We start from the raw sequence: 15,951 nt of genomic DNA on the forward strand, positions 1-15,951 counted from the left end.
CTCCTACTGCGTTTTCAGAAGACGGCGCAGATTACTTTTGATCTGGCTTTCCGAGTCGATCAGGAACTGCCCTGAGGTAACAATCTCCTGACCGTCCTGCAGTCCGGACAGGACTTCGACTATGTCGCGCGACTGCATTCCGGTGATAATCTCGACCACTTCAAACTGATTGTCGTTCAGACGCTTGACGATGCGTTTCTGCCGGCCGTCGTCAATCACGGCTTCCAACGGAATCGCGAGTGCATTCATTTTCGGGCCGCCGAAAATTTCCACATCCATCAACATGTTCGGTCTTAAGGCGCCGTCTTGGTTGTCCAGCGGGATTCGTACGCGGGTGGCCTGGGTTTTCTTATCGGTCACCGGGTAAATGTAGCTGATCTGTCCCTCCCAGCGTCGTCCCGGAAAAGCATCGGAGGTGACGTTTGCGGTCAGGTCTTCGGCCAGCCAAGCCTGCTGCAAAGGCAGCACTTCGGCCTCCAGCCAGACGGTCGATAGATCCTGCAGACTCATTAGCTCAGTCTGTGGCTGGACATACATGCCGTTTTGTACGCTTAGGTTGACGACCACTCCGTCCTGCTCGGCGTAGACGGGTATCTCGTTATAGGGCGTTTTACGTTTTTCCAGCGCTTTGATGGTGCCGCTGCTGATGCCCAGAAAACGCAGACGGTTTTTGAGCGCTTCCAGAATCTCGCCTCCGCCGCGGCGCAATTGTGATTTTTTCAGCGCCAGCAGGAAATCCTGCTGTGCGGAAACGATTTCCGGAGAGTAAACTTTATACAGCAGTTGCCCTTTTTTAACCGCTTCGCCGTTGTCGCGAACCGCTAAATGGCTGATCCAGCCACTGGCTCGGGGGTGTACATGAATCACTTTCGATTCGTCGGCGACCACGGTGCCGAAGGTAGGGATGTATTTCCACAAAGTCGTGTTCTGAACCCGGGTGGTACGGATTGCAAATCCCTGTTTGATGTCCCCCTGCATGGATTGCCCGCTGGCAATCTGTAATTGATTGCTTTGCTGTTCAAAAGCCTGTCGCACCAGATCCATGCCGCAGATCGGGCAGGTGCCTTCGTGGTCGCGGATAATCTGCGGATGCATCGGACAGACGTATTTGTATAGCGTATCCGGTGCATGATCGGATTTTTCCGCTCCGAGTGTATCAAGTCCATTGTGCTCTTCAGAGGAATGAGCATGTTGTTGTGTATCCTGTTGTGCAAAGACATTCAGGCTGAGTGCGCAAAAAAGCACACCGATAATTCGTGCTGACATAGTTAAAGCCCTTTAAAATCAAGAAAAGAGAGCCGCTACCATCTTCTAAGGTGGATTGGCGGTGTAAGGTCTGTTTTCGGTTTACAGGCTTTGGGGCGGGCGTTCAGGCAGATTGGGTGTGCCGCTGCGTAGAGCAGGCGCAGATGTGATTTCGTACTTTTGTACGGTAATACTTAAAGAAAAAGAGGTCGCTTCGGGTAGCGTAATTGACCCGATATGCAAATGCTTGACGCAATCACAATGATCGCCGCAGTCCGGGCATGGACCGGATTGGAAATGATTATGGTGGTCGCAGCAGGAATCCGCTTGCTGTACTTCGTGCATGTCGCAGTGAACAGTATGGCCTTCAGACGACATCATATGAACATGAGCTGAGTGCATCTCAGCAGGCGATTCGGAAGATGTCTGAACGTCGGGCAGCAGAACGGCTTCCGCTAATACCGGACGAAGCAGAATGCTCAAACCGAGCATAATCAGAATAATTCCTTTTACCGCTTGCATCATTTCCGTTCTCTGTGTTTATCCGGATGCCACCACCCAGAACTTTTTCCGAGTATAGCCCACTCTCTCCGGCAGATTCAATAAATTAGGCTTGTAAAGTTTGAACAAAAGCTTGAATCCTCTGCACGGCTTCCTCAATCCGTTCATTGGTATAGGCCAGACGGACATAGTGGTTACCCTGGCTGGAACCGAAATCGGTGCCTGGAGTGATCGCTACACCGGTGGCTTGCAGGAGGTCGGCACAGAATTGTTCAGAATCCCGACTCCACTGCGAAATATCCCAGTACAGGTAAAAGGCGCCTTGCGGCAGGGTTTTCAGATTGAAACCGGCTTGTTGCATGGCGTTATGCAGACGGTCGCGACGTTGCTGAAAAATTTGTCGCCGCTGCTCCAGTTCGGCCAAGGCGTCTTCTTCCAGTACCGCCAAAGCGCCATACTGCGACGGCGTCGGAGCACTGAGATAGAGATTCTGCCCGAGGCGATCCAGTACATCGACAAGATGCGCGGGGGCTACCGTCCAGCCCAGACGCCAGCCGGTCATGCCGAAAAATTTGGAAAAAGAGTTAATGACAATCACATTTTCCGGCAAGTCGCGCTGGGCCAGAATGCTTTCAGCCGGGCGGTCGTAAACCAGTCCCTGGTAAATCTCGTCGACGATCAGGTAGCTGTCGCGCTCGCTTAGAAATTGCGCCATGTCGCGCAAGGCATCCTGTTCAATCAAGGTGCCGGTCGGATTGGCCGGGCTGGCAACCATCACCGCTTTGACCTCTTCTGACCAGTGCTGTTCCAATAGCTCCGGCGAGAGTTGGTACTGAGTATCTGCTTCGACCGGTACGGCCTTGACCTTGCCATGCAGTAATTCGACGAACTGGCGGTTGCACGGATAGGTCGGATCGGCCATCAAAACCTGATCCGATGGATTAAGGATGGCGGTCAGAACCAGTTGCAGGGCTGAAGATGAACCGGGAGTGATGACGATATTCTCCTCCGGAACCTTGGCTTGATAAAAACGCTGGTAAAACTGCGCCAGTTTATTACGCAGAGACGGGAGGCCCAGTGTCGGCGTGTAGTGCGTCAGTCCTTGCTCCGCCGCCTGCATAGCCGCGTTATGGACGCAGGCAAGAGACGGAAAGTCCGGTTCTCCGATCTCCATATGAATAATATCCTTGCCCTGGGCTTCAAGTGCTTTGGCCTGCCCCAGTATTTTCATGACTCGAAAAGGGGCGATTTGCTCAGCGGTACGGGAGATTGGCAGTGTCATGGGACTCCTATGCTTGAAATTTCCGCTAAGTCGCGGCCTCTTGAAAAACTCTTTCAAGCTTCATGGTAAAATTAATGGTTTGGTGAATTTTAAATGAATAGGAGGCGAAATGCCGTCTTTTGATATTGTTTCCGAATTGGATAAACACGAATTGCAGAACGCTGTCGACCAGGCAAATAAAGAGGTTACGACACGTTACGATTTTAAAGGAACCGAATCCGAGTTTATTTTGAACGGTACGACGGTCACCATGAGTACCGAATCGGACTTTCAGCTTAAGCAGATGTTGGATATTCTGATTCAGAAAGCGAACCGCCGCGATATCGATGTGAAATGCATGGAAGAGAAAGATCCGACACTTCAGTTGAAAAGCGCCAAGCAGGATATTGTGATGCGCGAAGGGTTGGATACCGCGATCGCCAAAAAAGTGGTTAAGGCGATCAAGGACAGTAAAATCAAAGTTCAGGCAGCTATCCAGGGCGAGAGTGTTCGCGTTACCGGGAAAAAACGCGATGATCTTCAGACCGTAATGCAGCTGCTCAGAGGGCTGGAAGATATCGATATGCCGTTGCAGTTTAACAACTTCAGAGATTAGACGGATGCGAGTACAAAAGACCATGAATTTAAATAAAGAACAGGCTCAGAATATCGCTTCGGTTTTGGCCGAAGCGCTTCCTTATATCCAACGCTTTTCCGGCAAGACGATCGTCGTCAAGTACGGCGGAAATGCAATGACCGACGAACATCTTAAAGCCGGCTTTGCCCGTGATATCGTGCTGATGAAACTGGTCGGCATGAATCCGGTCGTGGTGCATGGCGGCGGACCGCAGATCGGTAATCTATTGGAGAAAATCGGTAAGGAATCGCAGTTTATTCAGGGAATGCGCGTCACCGATACCGAAACGATGGATATCGTTGAAATGGTACTGGGTGGACTGGTCAACAAAGAAATCGTCAATCTGATTCATCAGCACGGCGGTAATTCTGTCGGCTTGACCGGTAAGGACGGTAACCTGATTACAGCCACAAAACTGACGTTGACCAAAGACGACCCGACTGCGTCGGCGCCGGAAATTATCGATATCGGGCATGTAGGTGAAGTCGAGAGCATCAACACCAGTGTCATTGAAATGCTGATTCAAGGCGATTTCATTCCGGTTATCGCTCCGGTGGGTGTCGGTGCGGACGGCCATTCCTACAATATCAATGCGGATCTGGTCGCCGGTAAGGTCGCCGAGGCGTTGAAAGCTGAAAAATTGATGTTGCTGACCAATACTGCAGGACTTCTGGACAAAGAAGGTAATCTGTTGACCGGGTTAAATACCCAGACAGTAGACAGCCTGATTGCGGATGGTACTATTTACGGTGGAATGCTGCCTAAAATTCAATGTGCTCTGGATGCGGTGCAAAACGGCGTGAATGCCGCGCATATCGTCGATGGGCGCGTTGAGCATGCGGTTATGCTGGAAGTCTTCACTGATGAAGGCGTCGGTACCCTGATTACGGCAGAATAAATTTGATTGTTCATAAAAGTTCGGAGGAGAGATGAACTTTGATTTCGATTTAAACCATTTGGTCAACGACGTTGCGATTCCATGGGGAACCAATATCGCGCTGGCAATTGCGATTTTCCTGCTTGGACGCATTGTCATCGGTTTCATACTCTCTCTGATGGAAAGAGTTTTCAAACGTTCGAGCAAAGTCGATACGATGCTCTCGGAGTTTATTCTCTCTTTGAGCAAGGCGTTTATGCTGCTGGTTCTGGTTATTGCAGTATTGAGTCAGCTCGGAGTCGATACCACATCGCTGGTGGCCTTGGTCGGTGCGGCCGGTTTGGCCGTGGGTCTGGCGCTGAAAGATTCGTTACAGAATTTCGCTTCCGGCGTGATGCTGCTGGTTTTGAAACCGTTTAAAACCGGAGACTTTGTCGAAGCTGGCGGGGTTATGGGCGTTGTCGAAAAAATTCATATCTTCAACACCGTTATGCGTACCGGGGACAATAAAGAGATCATTATTCCGAACGGCTCCATTTACAGTGATTCCATTACCAATTATTCCGCCCGCGACACGCGCCGCGTTGATATGGTTTTCGGGATCAGTTATGACGATGATATTAAACTGGCCAAGGAGATTCTTCAGCGTCTTGTATCCGAGGATGAGCGCGTTCTTCCCGAGCCGGAGCCGGTAATCGCTTTAGGTGAGCTTGGCGCCAGCAGCATCGACTTTATTGTTCGACCATGGGTGAACAGCGCTGATTACTGGAAAGTAAAGTGGGAGATGAACGAAAAGGTCAAGATGGCGTTCGACGAAGCGGGCATTTCGATTCCTTATCCGCAGATGGATGTTCATCTGTTTTCGGAAGCAAAAGAGTAAAGCTGACCTTAGGCGCCACTTGGCTTAGGCCTAGCGGAGAAGGTTTGTCGGGGGTGAATGAAAGTTCGCCCCTTTTTTATTTGTTGATCGGGGGCGGCAGTGAGTCCTGCCGATCGTTTTATATTGAGTTATCTAAGCTTAGATGGATATTTTTGACCAGTTTGTTTTATTGATTATCTCGTTGATTGCCAATCTCTTCTCTGCATTGGCCGGCGGCGGAGCCGGGCTGTTGCAGTTGCCGGCGTTGCTTTTTTTGGGGTTGCCGTTCGGTGTTGCTTTAGCGACTCATAAGGTTGCCAGCGTTTTTCTCGGTTTGGGGGCGACGGCAAGGCATATGAAATCCTCGAGTATGGACTGGCAGTTTGCCGCTTTCATTCTGGCGCTGGGGCTGCCCGGAGTTGTGCTTGGTGCCAGTGTCATTCTGCAGGTGGATGATCGTATATCGCAGGGTGCGCTTGGGGTGTTAACTTTGGGGCTTGGTCTGTATTCCTGGTTTAAACCGGAACTGGGTCAGGTCATCGATACCAAGCATCGTGATTTAAGCGGCTATGTAATCGGCGGAGCGGTGCTGTTTTTTATCGGGGCTTTAAACGGCTCTTTAACTTCGGGAACGGGACTGTTTGTAACGCTCTGGCTGGTGCGCTGGTTTGGATTGGATTATAAATCTGCGGTTGCTTATACGCTGGTGCTGGTTGGAATTTTCTGGAATGGTTCCGGTGCCTTGACGCTGGGAATCCTTGGCGAGATTGAGTGGAGCTGGCTTCCGGCTTTGATTGTCGGTTCGCTTTTGGGTGGATATTTAGGCGCGCATTTTGCCATTGTTAAAGGCAACCGCCTGGTCAAACGCAGTTTTGAAGTAGTGACGATTCTAGTTGGTGTGAGTCTGATTGCCAAAGCGATTATGGCTGGCTGATTAATCCGAATTAAAAAAGGTATCCCGGAAACAAAAATACCCGCTTAATGCGGGTATTTTTTATGTAGAAGAAACGGTTAATTATTTAACGATTTCGATCTCTACACGACGGTTCTGAGCGCGACCGTCTTTAGTCTTGTTGCTGGCGATAGGTGAAGATTCACCCATACCGATAGCCGTCATACGGTCACCGGCAATGCCTTGCTCTTCAAGATAAGTTTTAACTGCGTTTGCACGGCGCTCAGATAGAACCTGGTTGTAAGCTTTAGCACCAACGCTGTCAGTGTGACCAGTGATCTTCAGTGTGACATCGTCAACTGCTTTCATGTAGTCGGCGTAGTCGTTCAGCTGAGTTTTCGCTTTTGCGTTCAGGTTGTTTGAATCGAAATCGAAGAAACCTTGGAAGTGAATCGGTTCATTAACCGGCATTGGCTTAACTTCAGGAGCCGGAGCCGGGAATGGCTTGATTTCAGGCTTAGGTGCTGCAACCGGAGCAGGAGTCGGAGCAGGAGCTGGTTTTTCTTCTACCCAGCCTTCGCACTTCGCGATAGCGCTATCTTTGCTCCAGCTTGTAGAGCGAACACAACGGTTCATTGAATCACGAACGATACGTCCTTGGCTGTCAACAACATAAGCACCCATACCGTTATCCATAATGGTTTCGGAAGTGTACTTAGGCGCGGCGGCCGCTGCTGCCGGAGCGGCCGCAGTCATTGCTGGTGCTTCGGTTGTTGCCGCTGCAGCTGGAGCAGCCGTTTTGGCTTCACAGCTGGCAATCGCTTTTTCAGGTGTCCAAGTGCTGCTACGTACGCATTGGCCTGAGCTATCCTTAACGATGGCGCCATTTGCATCAGTGACATAACCGCTGGTATCTTCAGCGGCATTTGCAGCTGGCATCATCGCTGCGGCAGAAACAAAAGCGATTAAAGGCAGTAGCTTTGTTTTCATATCTTAATCCTCAGTAGAAATTAAAAAGTTCGAGTGAATCATAACATATTCACTTGTTTTTAAACTTAAAGTAAGTCAATTCCCGTATTGAATGTGGGGTTTGACCTAATCGATAGTTATACACTATATCGAAAAAATTCCAATATCGGTGGTAAATTTATGAAAGAACTAGGATTTATCCACGTATTCTCTAAGCGTTTTTACGCTGTTTTGGCACTGTGCTCACTGTGTTTGATATCTCTCGGACGGATGAATTGTTGCAAAATTCCATCGCCGGCTTCAAGGTTATGCCAGTTTTCCGGAAGAATAAAGTGAGCCACCGAGGCGGTTGGGAAGAGATGAGTGTCGCCTTCCAGCGGTTTATTCTGCAAAAAGCAGAAGAGTTTTTCCAAACCCGGGTTGTGGCCGATAATCATGACCCTGTTGGCTTCCTCCACGGAAGAAAGAAGTTGTTTCAGGGTATCCAGTTCCGCCATATAGAGAGCATCTACGGTTTGCGACAGGGAAGGGCACTCGCTACAGATTCTTCTTAGGGTCTGTTGCGCGCGCTGCGCCGGAGAGACCAGAATCAGGTCGGGAAGCAAACCTTGATTTAATAGCCATTTTCCGATCTTTTTGGCGTTTTTTTTGCCTTTGTCGGAAAGCGGCCTGTCGAGATCTTCCTGATCCGGTTCCTTCCAATCGGACTTGGCATGTCGAACCAAGAGTAATTCACGCAGTTTATTGGCCATTTTGCCCCCTTTAAACCAAGACGGGATCAGTTAATCCCGTATTCCTGACGATAGGTCTGCATCGCGGAAAGGTAGCTCTGGTTTTGCTCATCCTTGGAGGTTTGCAGGTAATCGATGATATCGTTCAGGGAGATAATGCTGACAACCGGGATGCCGTAATCCCGTTCAACTTCCTGAATCGCCGAAAGTTCGGTTTTGCCTTTTTCCATTCGGTCAAGCGCAATGACAACGCCGGCCGGTTCAGCGCCGTTGGCTTTGATGATATCGATCGCTTCGCGAATAGCCGTTCCGGCCGTAATCACGTCGTCGATAATCAGAACTTTGCCTTGCAGCGGATGTCCGACGATATTGCCGCCTTCGCCGTGGTCTTTCGCCTCTTTACGATTGAAGGCGTAAGGTTTGTCCAGCTGATGATTATTGGCAAGTGCCACAGAAGTGGTCGCGGCCAGAGGAATGCCTTTGTAGGCCGGTCCGAAAAGAACGTCGAAATCCAAGCCGGATTCGGCAATTGCAGCGGCATAACCGTTCGCCAGAGTGCTTAACTGAGCGCCGGTATTGAACAGGCCAGCATTGAAGAAGTACGGGCTTTGGCGCCCGGATTTTAGGGTGAATTCGCCAAGTTTCAGAACACCGGTCTGCATAACGAATTCAATAAAATGATTTTTATCCATTGAGGAGGTAAATCCTTTGCGGTAATTACAATTATCTTACTCCAAGCAAAAAGTCTGGCGCAAGGCTGTGAATGCTGATTATTTTAATCGAAAAATCGGCCAATTTTATGGGGACTTGCCGCGCATTTTGTCAATAGCCGGCAAACGCTTTTAATTGGGCGATTTCCTGCGGCCATAATTCCGGCTCGATGGTTTCCAGTGTCATCGGAATATTATCGATTCGCGGGTCTTGCATCAGCTTTTGGAAAGCTTCCCAGCCGATTTCGCCCTGTCCCAGAGAATGGTGTCGGTCGAGCTTTTGCCCCAGTGAGGCTTTAGAGTCGTTGAGATGCATACCTTTGAGGTATTCCAGCCCGATGACGTCAATCAGATTCTGTATGAACCCTTCGTAGTCGTTTTTCAGATCGTAGCCCGCAGCATAGGCGTGACAGGTGTCGATGCAGACGCCGACTCGGGTTTTGTCCTCGACTCTGTCGATGATATAGGCCAGTTGTTCATGGGTATATCCGAGATTGGAGCCCTGTCCGGCGGTGTTTTCCAAAACCGCCGTTACGCCCGAGGTCTGATCCAGAGAGAAGTTGATTGACTCGGCAATCAGGTCCATGCACTGCTCTTCGCTGATTTCGCGCAGGTGGCTGCCGGGGTGAAAATTCAGGCGATCTATGCCGAGTTGCTCGCAGCGTTGCAGTTCGTCGATAAAGGCATCCAGTGATTTCTGGCGTTTATCGATGTCAGGATGCCCGAGGTTAATCAGATAACTGTCGTGCGGCAGTACCTGGCCTGGGCCATAGCCATAGCGTTCACAACGCTCCTTGAAAAGATCGATGCTTTTGGGTGTCAAAGGTTTGGCAACCCACTGACGCTGGTTCTTGGTAAACAGGGCAAAAGCGGTTGCGCCGATTTCATATGCGCGTACAGGCGCATTTTCAACGCCTCCGGCAGCGGAAACATGGGCTCCGATATATTTCATAATTGACGATCTCTGTAAGTTTGCTTGGCTTTTGTATTTTGGCACACTTTAAGCTTTAGCCCTATGTGCCGGCCGGTTAACAGGTGGTTTTGGGTCGCAGGATGCGACTCGGCCGGTGCATTATAGCAATCGTGCAGGAATTAAGCCGGAAAGCGCTTTTAGGTAGTGCGTTTTTATGGCAAGCAAGATAGAGGGATAGAAAATGGCAATTGATTTAAGTAATGTTCAGCCTTTAGGATCAAAAAGCGTGCTGATGGAACAGGCGATGCGCCGTCAGAAAGAACGCAATCAAATGGGGGCGACCGCCAACTACTTCGCAGACATGGATATCGATGATGATATGCTGCATGGGGATTTCAAATGGTTGAAAGAGGATCAGACGGCGATTAAAAATCTGGTCAGCCAGATGGACTCTTCGGTATCGCAACTGTCTCGCTATCTGAACGAGATCGAAAGCAAAACGGATCGTTCACGCAAGTATATTGAGAAGGAGCAGCAGTTGCTCTTTAAGCAGATTCATACATTGAACGGACTGCTCAAGAAACAGGTGAATGTATTTGAAAATATCGAGCGACAAATTTCCGACACGCAACTTCAACAGAAAAAAGTCTGGATGAATGTCGGTATTGCCGTGGTTGCCGGTTTGGCTTCCTCGATTACCATTCTGGCGGCGTCACCGTTTGCCGTTATGCTGTTGCAGCGCTTGAGCGCTGCCTGATCCCTGCAAACAGCCTGTTTGTAGGTAATGCCTGCAAGTAAATTCATGCGCCAATCAAGAGCCGTTTCCCTCTATAACGGCTCTGACTTTATTCCTTTCTTATGCGGTTTCTCGACAAGAGCTCTGATGCTATGATGTTGCCATCTTTTTAGCCGGTGGTTCCAAAATGCAGCTTCAAATCACTCAATCACAGCTTCTGACAGCACGGTCCGCGATCAAATCAGTCTATCTTGTGACGTTGCAGCACCCGCAGGGTGAGCGTTTATCTTATCAACCGGGGGACTGGCTGACTGTGCAGGCCATTAATCCCGTCGAGCTGGTTCGACAGCTCCTCGAGCGCCTGAATCTGTCCGGAACGGAAACTGTCAGCTTGCGTAAAGCGGGTGAGGTCAGTGTGTCCGAAGCGCTGGGCCGGCATTTGGAAATTACCCAGTTGAACCCGGCGATACTCAATAAAATGCAGCGCCAGCTCCAGCTGGGAGAGTGGTCCGACCGTTCGGCGATGATCGAGTACGCATATGGACGCGATATTCTGGATCTGCTGACGGAGTTTCCGCAGATGGCGCGAATGGGGATTGAGTTTCTGGATTGGCTTGCTCCTTTGGCCCCGCGTTATTATTCGATTGCTTCCGCCTCCGATAAAACCGTGCAGGTGCTTTTTAAAGCGGTCCGTTACCGATTTAATGACAGGGATAAAAGCGGCGTCGCTTCCAATTTTCTGGCCAGCTTGAGCTGCGGCGATCTGATCGAAGCGGACTTTAAGGAAAATCCGATGTTCAAACTACCCGACGACCCGCAGACTCCGATCGTCATGTTCGGCGCCGGCACAGGTCTGGCGCCTTTTCTGGGTTTTATGCAGCAGCGAGTACGCGAGGTAAACGGTGGGGATAATCTACTGTTTTTCGGTGAAACCGAGAAAGCGAATGCCTGTCTCTGTTGTGATCAGCTTGAAGCATGGGAAGCGGCCGGTCGCCTTGAACTCTTTTTGGCTTTCTCCCGCGATCAGGCGGAAAAACGCTATGTACAGCATCTTATGGATGAACAGCGGGAAAGACTCTGGTTCCTATGGGAGGCTGGGGCCGTAATCTATATCTGCGGCAGTCAGAAGCATTTGGCGCCGGCTTTAGAAGGGCTTTGGCAGCAGTGGTTTATAGAAGAGTTGGCTCTGGATGCAGCTGCAGCGCAGGCATTGTGGCAGCAGAGCCGCAAGCAGAAGCGTATCCAGTTAGATGTCTATTGAGGTTGCTCGGCCGCGAGGCAGGCGGCTTATTTAAATTCCAGATTAAAGTCGATCTGTGCCAGACGCTTGGCTTCCACTTTAAGGTCCATCTGACTTAATGGGTGTTGATCCAGCCAGTTATCGGCAAAGACCAGACAGAGGTTGGTCTCTTTCTTGATCAGCAGTTCCGGTTTGATCTGTTCCAGATCCCGTCCGCGGTGGATACGTACGGCCAGACGAAGGAGGACGCTCAGATAGCGGATTTTCTGGGCCTGCTCTTTGTCAAAATCCTCTAGTGCTGAACTGATGAATTTCCCTCTGTGGTTTAGCAGAAGGGCACTCAAAATCTGTTTCTCCTGCTGATCAAAGCCAGCCATGTCCGACTGCGCTACAAGATAGGCGCTGTGCTGCCGATAGCGTTTGTAACTGATGGCAATTCCGCACTCGTGCAGGCGACAGGCCCAGTCAAGAAGCTGCCGGTAATTGATTTCTTCTGAATGCAGTTCCCAGCAATTATGCGCCTGTTTGAAAAGATGGCGTGCCGTTGCCGCTACGGCGTCGGCCTGTTTGCTGTCGACCTTCATCCATTTCTGCATCGCCTGTACACTGACGTCGCGGACATCTTCGGCATACAGACGTCCTAGGGTATCGAACACCAACCCTTCTCGCAGCGCATTGGGCGAGACGTGCATAATATCGATATTGAGTTCCATAAAGGTTGCGATCAGTACGGCCAGTCCGCCGCTGATGACGGGGCGCCGTTCATCCTTGAGGCCGGCAATTTTCAGTTCGTCCAACTCTCCGGATTCAATGAGCGCCTGTTTCAGTTTGAGCATCCCTTCAAGAGTTATGCCGCCTTCCGACCACTGGTTCTGTTCCAGAATCTGACCGATCGACTTGATGGTGCCGGATGCGCCTATGGCGTTGTCCCAAGACAAAGCGATCAGTTTGTTACGATGCGGGCGCAGCACCTGACGGCATCGGTCGATCGCTTTCAGCATCGCTTCGGCCGTGATTTTATTATTCGGAAAATGGGCCTGGGTGATGCTGACACAGCCCATTTCGGTACTGGTCAGGTGCTGATAGCGGTTGCGCTGGCCGATTATGTATTCGGTACTGCCGCCGCCAATGTCCATGACCAGTCGCTGTTCGTCGCTTTTTGGCAGCCCGAGGGAAACGCCGAGGTAGATCAGACGGGCCTCTTCCTGACCGGAAATAATCTGAATACCGATTCCCAGAGCTTCACGGGCGGCATTCAGAAACTGGCGGCTGTTTTTGGCGTTGCGCAGGGTATTGGTTCCGACAGCGCGGATATTCTGGTGTGGAATTCCTTTTATGCGCTGTCCGAAGCGTTCCAGACAGGCGATGCCGCTGGCAAAAGCTTCTTCGCTCAAGTAACCGCTTTTATCCAGTCCCGAACGCAGTCGAACCATCTCTTTGTGTTTGTCGATCACCTGCATCTGTCCGTGCGTCTGACGGGCGATGATCATATGAAAACTGTTCGATCCCAGATCGATTGCAGCATAGAGAGCATTCTCTTCGCTGTCGTCAATGCCGAGGCTTTGGCTGTTGATCGCTGGGTACTGGAGAAGGGTCTCTTGATTCATCGAAGTTCTCTTGAGTATTCTTTCAGAGCGCTAGTTTACTCTGTCTGTTTTGGGGTGTGTAGCGATTTGCCCCAAAAGAGGCGGTTTCCGGCCGGGCTAACCGTAAAAATAAGCGGTTTTACCTAGCCGAAATTGCGGCGTCCGATTGAGATGCACACGTTTTAGCTTTCGCTGTATTTTTCGATCAGATACTGCTGGGCGTTATAGGCCGGACGCCCTTCAGGGATCGCCTGGCGGTAATTTCCGTCTGCCTGCAGTTTCCAGGCTCCGGTATTATCTTCCAGATAAACGCCGAGCCCTTCCGTGTAAACCTGCTGGAAAAGCCGCGGATCGAGGATCGGGAAGCAGGTTTCTACTCTGGATAGAAGATTACGGCGCATCCAGTCTGCACTTGAGCAGAACAGTTCCGGTTTGCCGTCGGCATTTTCGAAATAGTAGATGCGGTGATGTTCAAGGAAACGACCGATAATCGATGTTACGGTAATATTTTCCGAAAGCCCCGGAACGCCGGGTCTGAGACTGCAGATCCCGCGGACGATCAGATCGATTTCAACACCGGCCTGCGACGCTTCATACAGATTATCGATAATTTCCTGTTCTTCGAGACCGTTCATTTTGGCAATGATACGTGCCGGTTTACCCTGGCGGGCATTTTCCGCTTCGCGCTGGATGCGTTCCAGCATGCCGCTATGCAGCGAGAACGGCGATTGCAGTAGCACTTCGAGATCCTTGGTCTCTCCGAGGCTGGTCAGCTGCTGGAAAACTTTGGACGCATCGCGGCCAATCGACTGGTTGGCGGTCAGGAGCCCGAAGTCGGAATAAAAACGGGTCGTGATATGGTGATAGTTCCCCGTCCCCATATGGGTGTAGTAGCGAATGCGGTCGTTTTCTCGGCGTACCACCAGAATCATTTTTGCATGCGTCTTGTAACCGACTACGCCGTAGACCACATGTACGCCGGCATCCTGTAGACGGGTCGCCTGAATGATGTTGGTATCTTCGTCGAAACGGGCGCGCAGTTCGACTACGGCGGTGACTTCTTTGCCGTTTTGCGCCGCTTTCATCAGCGCTTTGATAATATCCGAATCTTCACCGGTACGGTACAGCGTCATGCGAATCGCCAGAACGTCCGGATCCTTGGATGCTTCCTTAAGAAAGTCGATGACCGGCGTAAAGGCTTCATAAGGATGGTGTAACAGGATGTCTTTTTGCGCGATACGGGCAAACAACGAATCGTTTTTCTTCTGACGCGTAAACAGCTTGAAGGCCTTTTTAACGCTTTTCTTGGTCAGTTGTCGCTGGGTATAAGGTTCGAACTGCAGGTCCGGACGGTTGACTCGATCCGGCAGAGCGCTCAGGCGGTGCAGGTTAACCGGGCCATTGACCTGATACAGCGCTTTTTCGGTCAGGTTGAAACGATCAAGCAGGTAATCCACCATGTGTGGTGGACAGTTGTCTGCCACTTCGAGACGGATTGCGCCGCCATAGTCACGTGTAGACAGTTCGCCGCGCAGAGCGCTCATAATGTCGTCAACCTCTTCTTCGTCGATAAAGAGGTTGGTGTTACGGGTAACGCGGAACTGATAGCAGCCGGTGACCGTCATTCCCGGGAAAAGCAGCGATACATTGGCGTGCAGTACCGATGAGAGAAAGACAAAGTCGTTATCGCCTTCCGTCGCTTCCGGCGGCAGTTTGATAATACGCGGCAATGAACGCGGAACCGGAACGATTGCCAGGCCGTTGGAGCGTCCGAAGGCATCGGCACCTTCCAGAGAGACGATGAAATTCAAACTCTTGTTCAGCACGCGCGGGAAAGGGTGCGACGGGTCAAGTCCGACTGCACTCAAAACCGGCTGCAAGGATTGGATAAAGTACTCTTTGATCCATGCACGCTGAGTATCGTTCCAGTGGTTGCGGCGCAGAAAATTGATGTTTTCCTTCTGCAGCTCAGGAATCAGAATGTGGTTCAGCGTGCTGTACTGCTGCTCGACGATTTCGTGTGCCGTATCGGAGAGCATGTCGATCGCTTCGTTCGGGTCCATTCCGTCCGGGCGGGTCAGGGTGCCCGGCTGATTGGCTACTTCATACAGGCTGGCCAGACGGACTTCGAAAAACTCGTCCATATTGCTGCTGGAAATACACAGGTATTTAAGGCGTTCCAGCAATGGGATATCCGGGTTTTTAGCCTGGGCCAGAACCCGGCGGTTGAACTCCAATAAGCTTTGTTCGCGGTTGATATAGCGAGGGTAATCGGTGGCAAGAGGTAGTAGATCGTTTGCGCTCATAGAGTAGGTCCCTGAAATCCCTTATTTGAGTGTTAAAAAGTGATTAATGTCGGGTGCCGTTTTTCCACTGTTTCATCTACGTAAATACGGCACAATTTTCTATTCTAGCGCACTTGAATGACGCTGTAGTCGAAGAAATTGTGAAATATTTATGGCTGAGATCAGTCGCTTCAAACAATAAGAGACGCGAGCTTTATTGCGGCTTATCGTGATGCTGTTTTTCGGACTTGTTATGCCTGTCGCATGAACAGGGCGGGACCGGATCGATTCCGCCGGGATTCCCCGGATGGCACCGGCTGATGCGTTTGATCGCCAGCCAGGAGCCCTTGACGACGCCATGGGTTTTGAGAGCTTCGATGGTGTAGTTGGAACAGCTTGGATAAAAGCGACAGCGTGGTCCAAGCAGCGGACTGATAAAGAGCTGATAAAAACGAATGATGGCGTAAAACAGCCAATAAACAGGATTCCATTTCATTGCTTGATTTCCG

Annotated in this window: 16 protein-coding genes; 6 read left to right on the forward strand and 10 right to left on the reverse strand. The window is 50.7% G+C overall.

Annotated features, from left to right (window positions below; genetic code table 11):
* Positions 1-3 precede the first annotated feature (3 nt).
* The 3 genes from J3999_RS11230 to J3999_RS11240 form a co-directional block, all read right to left on the reverse strand.
* Positions 4-1,266 (reverse strand): efflux RND transporter periplasmic adaptor subunit, encoded by a 1,263-nt coding sequence (locus J3999_RS11230; RefSeq protein ID WP_208127987.1) that lies wholly within the window; start codon positions 1,264-1,266, stop codon positions 4-6.
* A gap of 81 nt (positions 1,267-1,347) precedes the next feature.
* Positions 1,348-1,770, reverse strand: a complete 423-nt coding sequence (locus J3999_RS11235; protein WP_208127988.1) for a hypothetical protein — start codon at positions 1,768-1,770, stop codon at positions 1,348-1,350.
* 82 nt (positions 1,771-1,852) lie between these two features.
* Positions 1,853-3,028: an aminotransferase class I/II-fold pyridoxal phosphate-dependent enzyme gene (locus J3999_RS11240; protein WP_208127989.1), complete on the reverse strand. Its 1,176-nt coding sequence runs from the start codon at positions 3,026-3,028 to the stop codon at positions 1,853-1,855.
* Between the two features lie 109 nt (positions 3,029-3,137).
* Here J3999_RS11240 and J3999_RS11245 point away from each other — a divergent pair, with 109 nt between their 5' ends.
* The 4 genes from J3999_RS11245 (at position 3,138) to J3999_RS11260 (ending at position 6,314) form a co-directional block, all read left to right on the forward strand.
* On the forward strand, positions 3,138-3,623 hold the full coding sequence (locus tag J3999_RS11245) for a YajQ family cyclic di-GMP-binding protein (RefSeq protein WP_208127990.1): 486 nt from the start codon (positions 3,138-3,140) through the stop codon (positions 3,621-3,623).
* A 22-nt stretch (positions 3,624-3,645) separates the two neighbouring features.
* Entirely contained in the window at positions 3,646-4,542 is an 897-nt protein-coding gene (gene argB / locus J3999_RS11250; protein ID WP_208128011.1) for an acetylglutamate kinase, read from the forward strand.
* A gap of 31 nt (positions 4,543-4,573) precedes the next feature.
* Entirely contained in the window at positions 4,574-5,401 is an 828-nt protein-coding gene (locus J3999_RS11255) for a mechanosensitive ion channel family protein (RefSeq protein WP_208127991.1), read from the forward strand.
* 142 nt (positions 5,402-5,543) lie between these two features.
* A complete protein-coding gene (locus J3999_RS11260; RefSeq protein ID WP_208127992.1) occupies positions 5,544-6,314 on the forward strand; it encodes a sulfite exporter TauE/SafE family protein in 771 nt (256 codons plus the stop codon).
* A gap of 81 nt (positions 6,315-6,395) precedes the next feature.
* On the opposite strand, the gene J3999_RS11265 is transcribed toward J3999_RS11260, so the two are convergent.
* The 4 genes from J3999_RS11265 to nfo all read right to left on the reverse strand — a co-directional run bounded on the left by J3999_RS11265 (position 6,396) and on the right by nfo (position 9,634).
* Positions 6,396-7,262 (reverse strand): OmpA family protein, encoded by an 867-nt coding sequence (locus J3999_RS11265; protein ID WP_208127993.1) that lies wholly within the window; start codon positions 7,260-7,262, stop codon positions 6,396-6,398.
* Positions 7,263-7,462: 200 nt separating this feature from the next.
* A complete protein-coding gene (locus J3999_RS11270; protein WP_208127994.1) occupies positions 7,463-7,993 on the reverse strand; it encodes a histidine phosphatase family protein in 531 nt (176 codons plus the stop codon).
* Positions 7,994-8,019: 26 nt separating this feature from the next.
* The gene (pyrE, locus tag J3999_RS11275) at positions 8,020-8,664 is read right to left on the reverse strand and encodes an orotate phosphoribosyltransferase (protein WP_208127995.1); all 645 of its coding nucleotides are present in this window, start codon (positions 8,662-8,664) and stop codon (positions 8,020-8,022) included.
* A gap of 130 nt (positions 8,665-8,794) precedes the next feature.
* Positions 8,795-9,634, reverse strand: a complete 840-nt coding sequence (gene nfo / locus J3999_RS11280) for a deoxyribonuclease IV (RefSeq protein WP_208127996.1) — start codon at positions 9,632-9,634, stop codon at positions 8,795-8,797.
* A 202-nt stretch (positions 9,635-9,836) separates the two neighbouring features.
* Here nfo and J3999_RS11285 point away from each other — a divergent pair, with 202 nt between their 5' ends.
* Entirely contained in the window at positions 9,837-10,352 is a 516-nt protein-coding gene (locus tag J3999_RS11285; protein WP_208127997.1) for a hypothetical protein, read from the forward strand.
* 166 nt (positions 10,353-10,518) lie between these two features.
* Entirely contained in the window at positions 10,519-11,592 is a 1,074-nt protein-coding gene (locus J3999_RS11290; protein WP_208127998.1) for an NADP oxidoreductase, read from the forward strand.
* Between the two features lie 26 nt (positions 11,593-11,618).
* Here J3999_RS11290 and ppx read toward each other — a convergent pair whose 3' ends face one another.
* The 3 genes from ppx to yidD form a co-directional block, all read right to left on the reverse strand.
* Positions 11,619-13,178 carry an exopolyphosphatase gene (gene ppx, locus J3999_RS11295; protein WP_208127999.1) on the reverse strand — a complete coding sequence of 520 codons (1,560 nt, stop codon included), beginning with the start codon at positions 13,176-13,178 and terminating at the stop codon, positions 11,619-11,621.
* A 161-nt stretch (positions 13,179-13,339) separates the two neighbouring features.
* Positions 13,340-15,463 carry a polyphosphate kinase 1 gene (ppk1, locus tag J3999_RS11300; protein ID WP_208128000.1) on the reverse strand — a complete coding sequence of 708 codons (2,124 nt, stop codon included), beginning with the start codon at positions 15,461-15,463 and terminating at the stop codon, positions 13,340-13,342.
* A gap of 193 nt (positions 15,464-15,656) precedes the next feature.
* A complete protein-coding gene (gene yidD, locus J3999_RS11305) occupies positions 15,657-15,938 on the reverse strand; it encodes a membrane protein insertion efficiency factor YidD (RefSeq protein ID WP_208128001.1) in 282 nt (93 codons plus the stop codon).
* Positions 15,939-15,951: the final 13 nt, after the last annotated feature.

Origin of the sequence: Thiomicrorhabdus sp. 6S3-12 (assembly GCF_017571475.1) — a bacterium.
Classification (GTDB): domain Bacteria; phylum Pseudomonadota; class Gammaproteobacteria; order Thiomicrospirales; family Thiomicrospiraceae; genus Thiomicrorhabdus.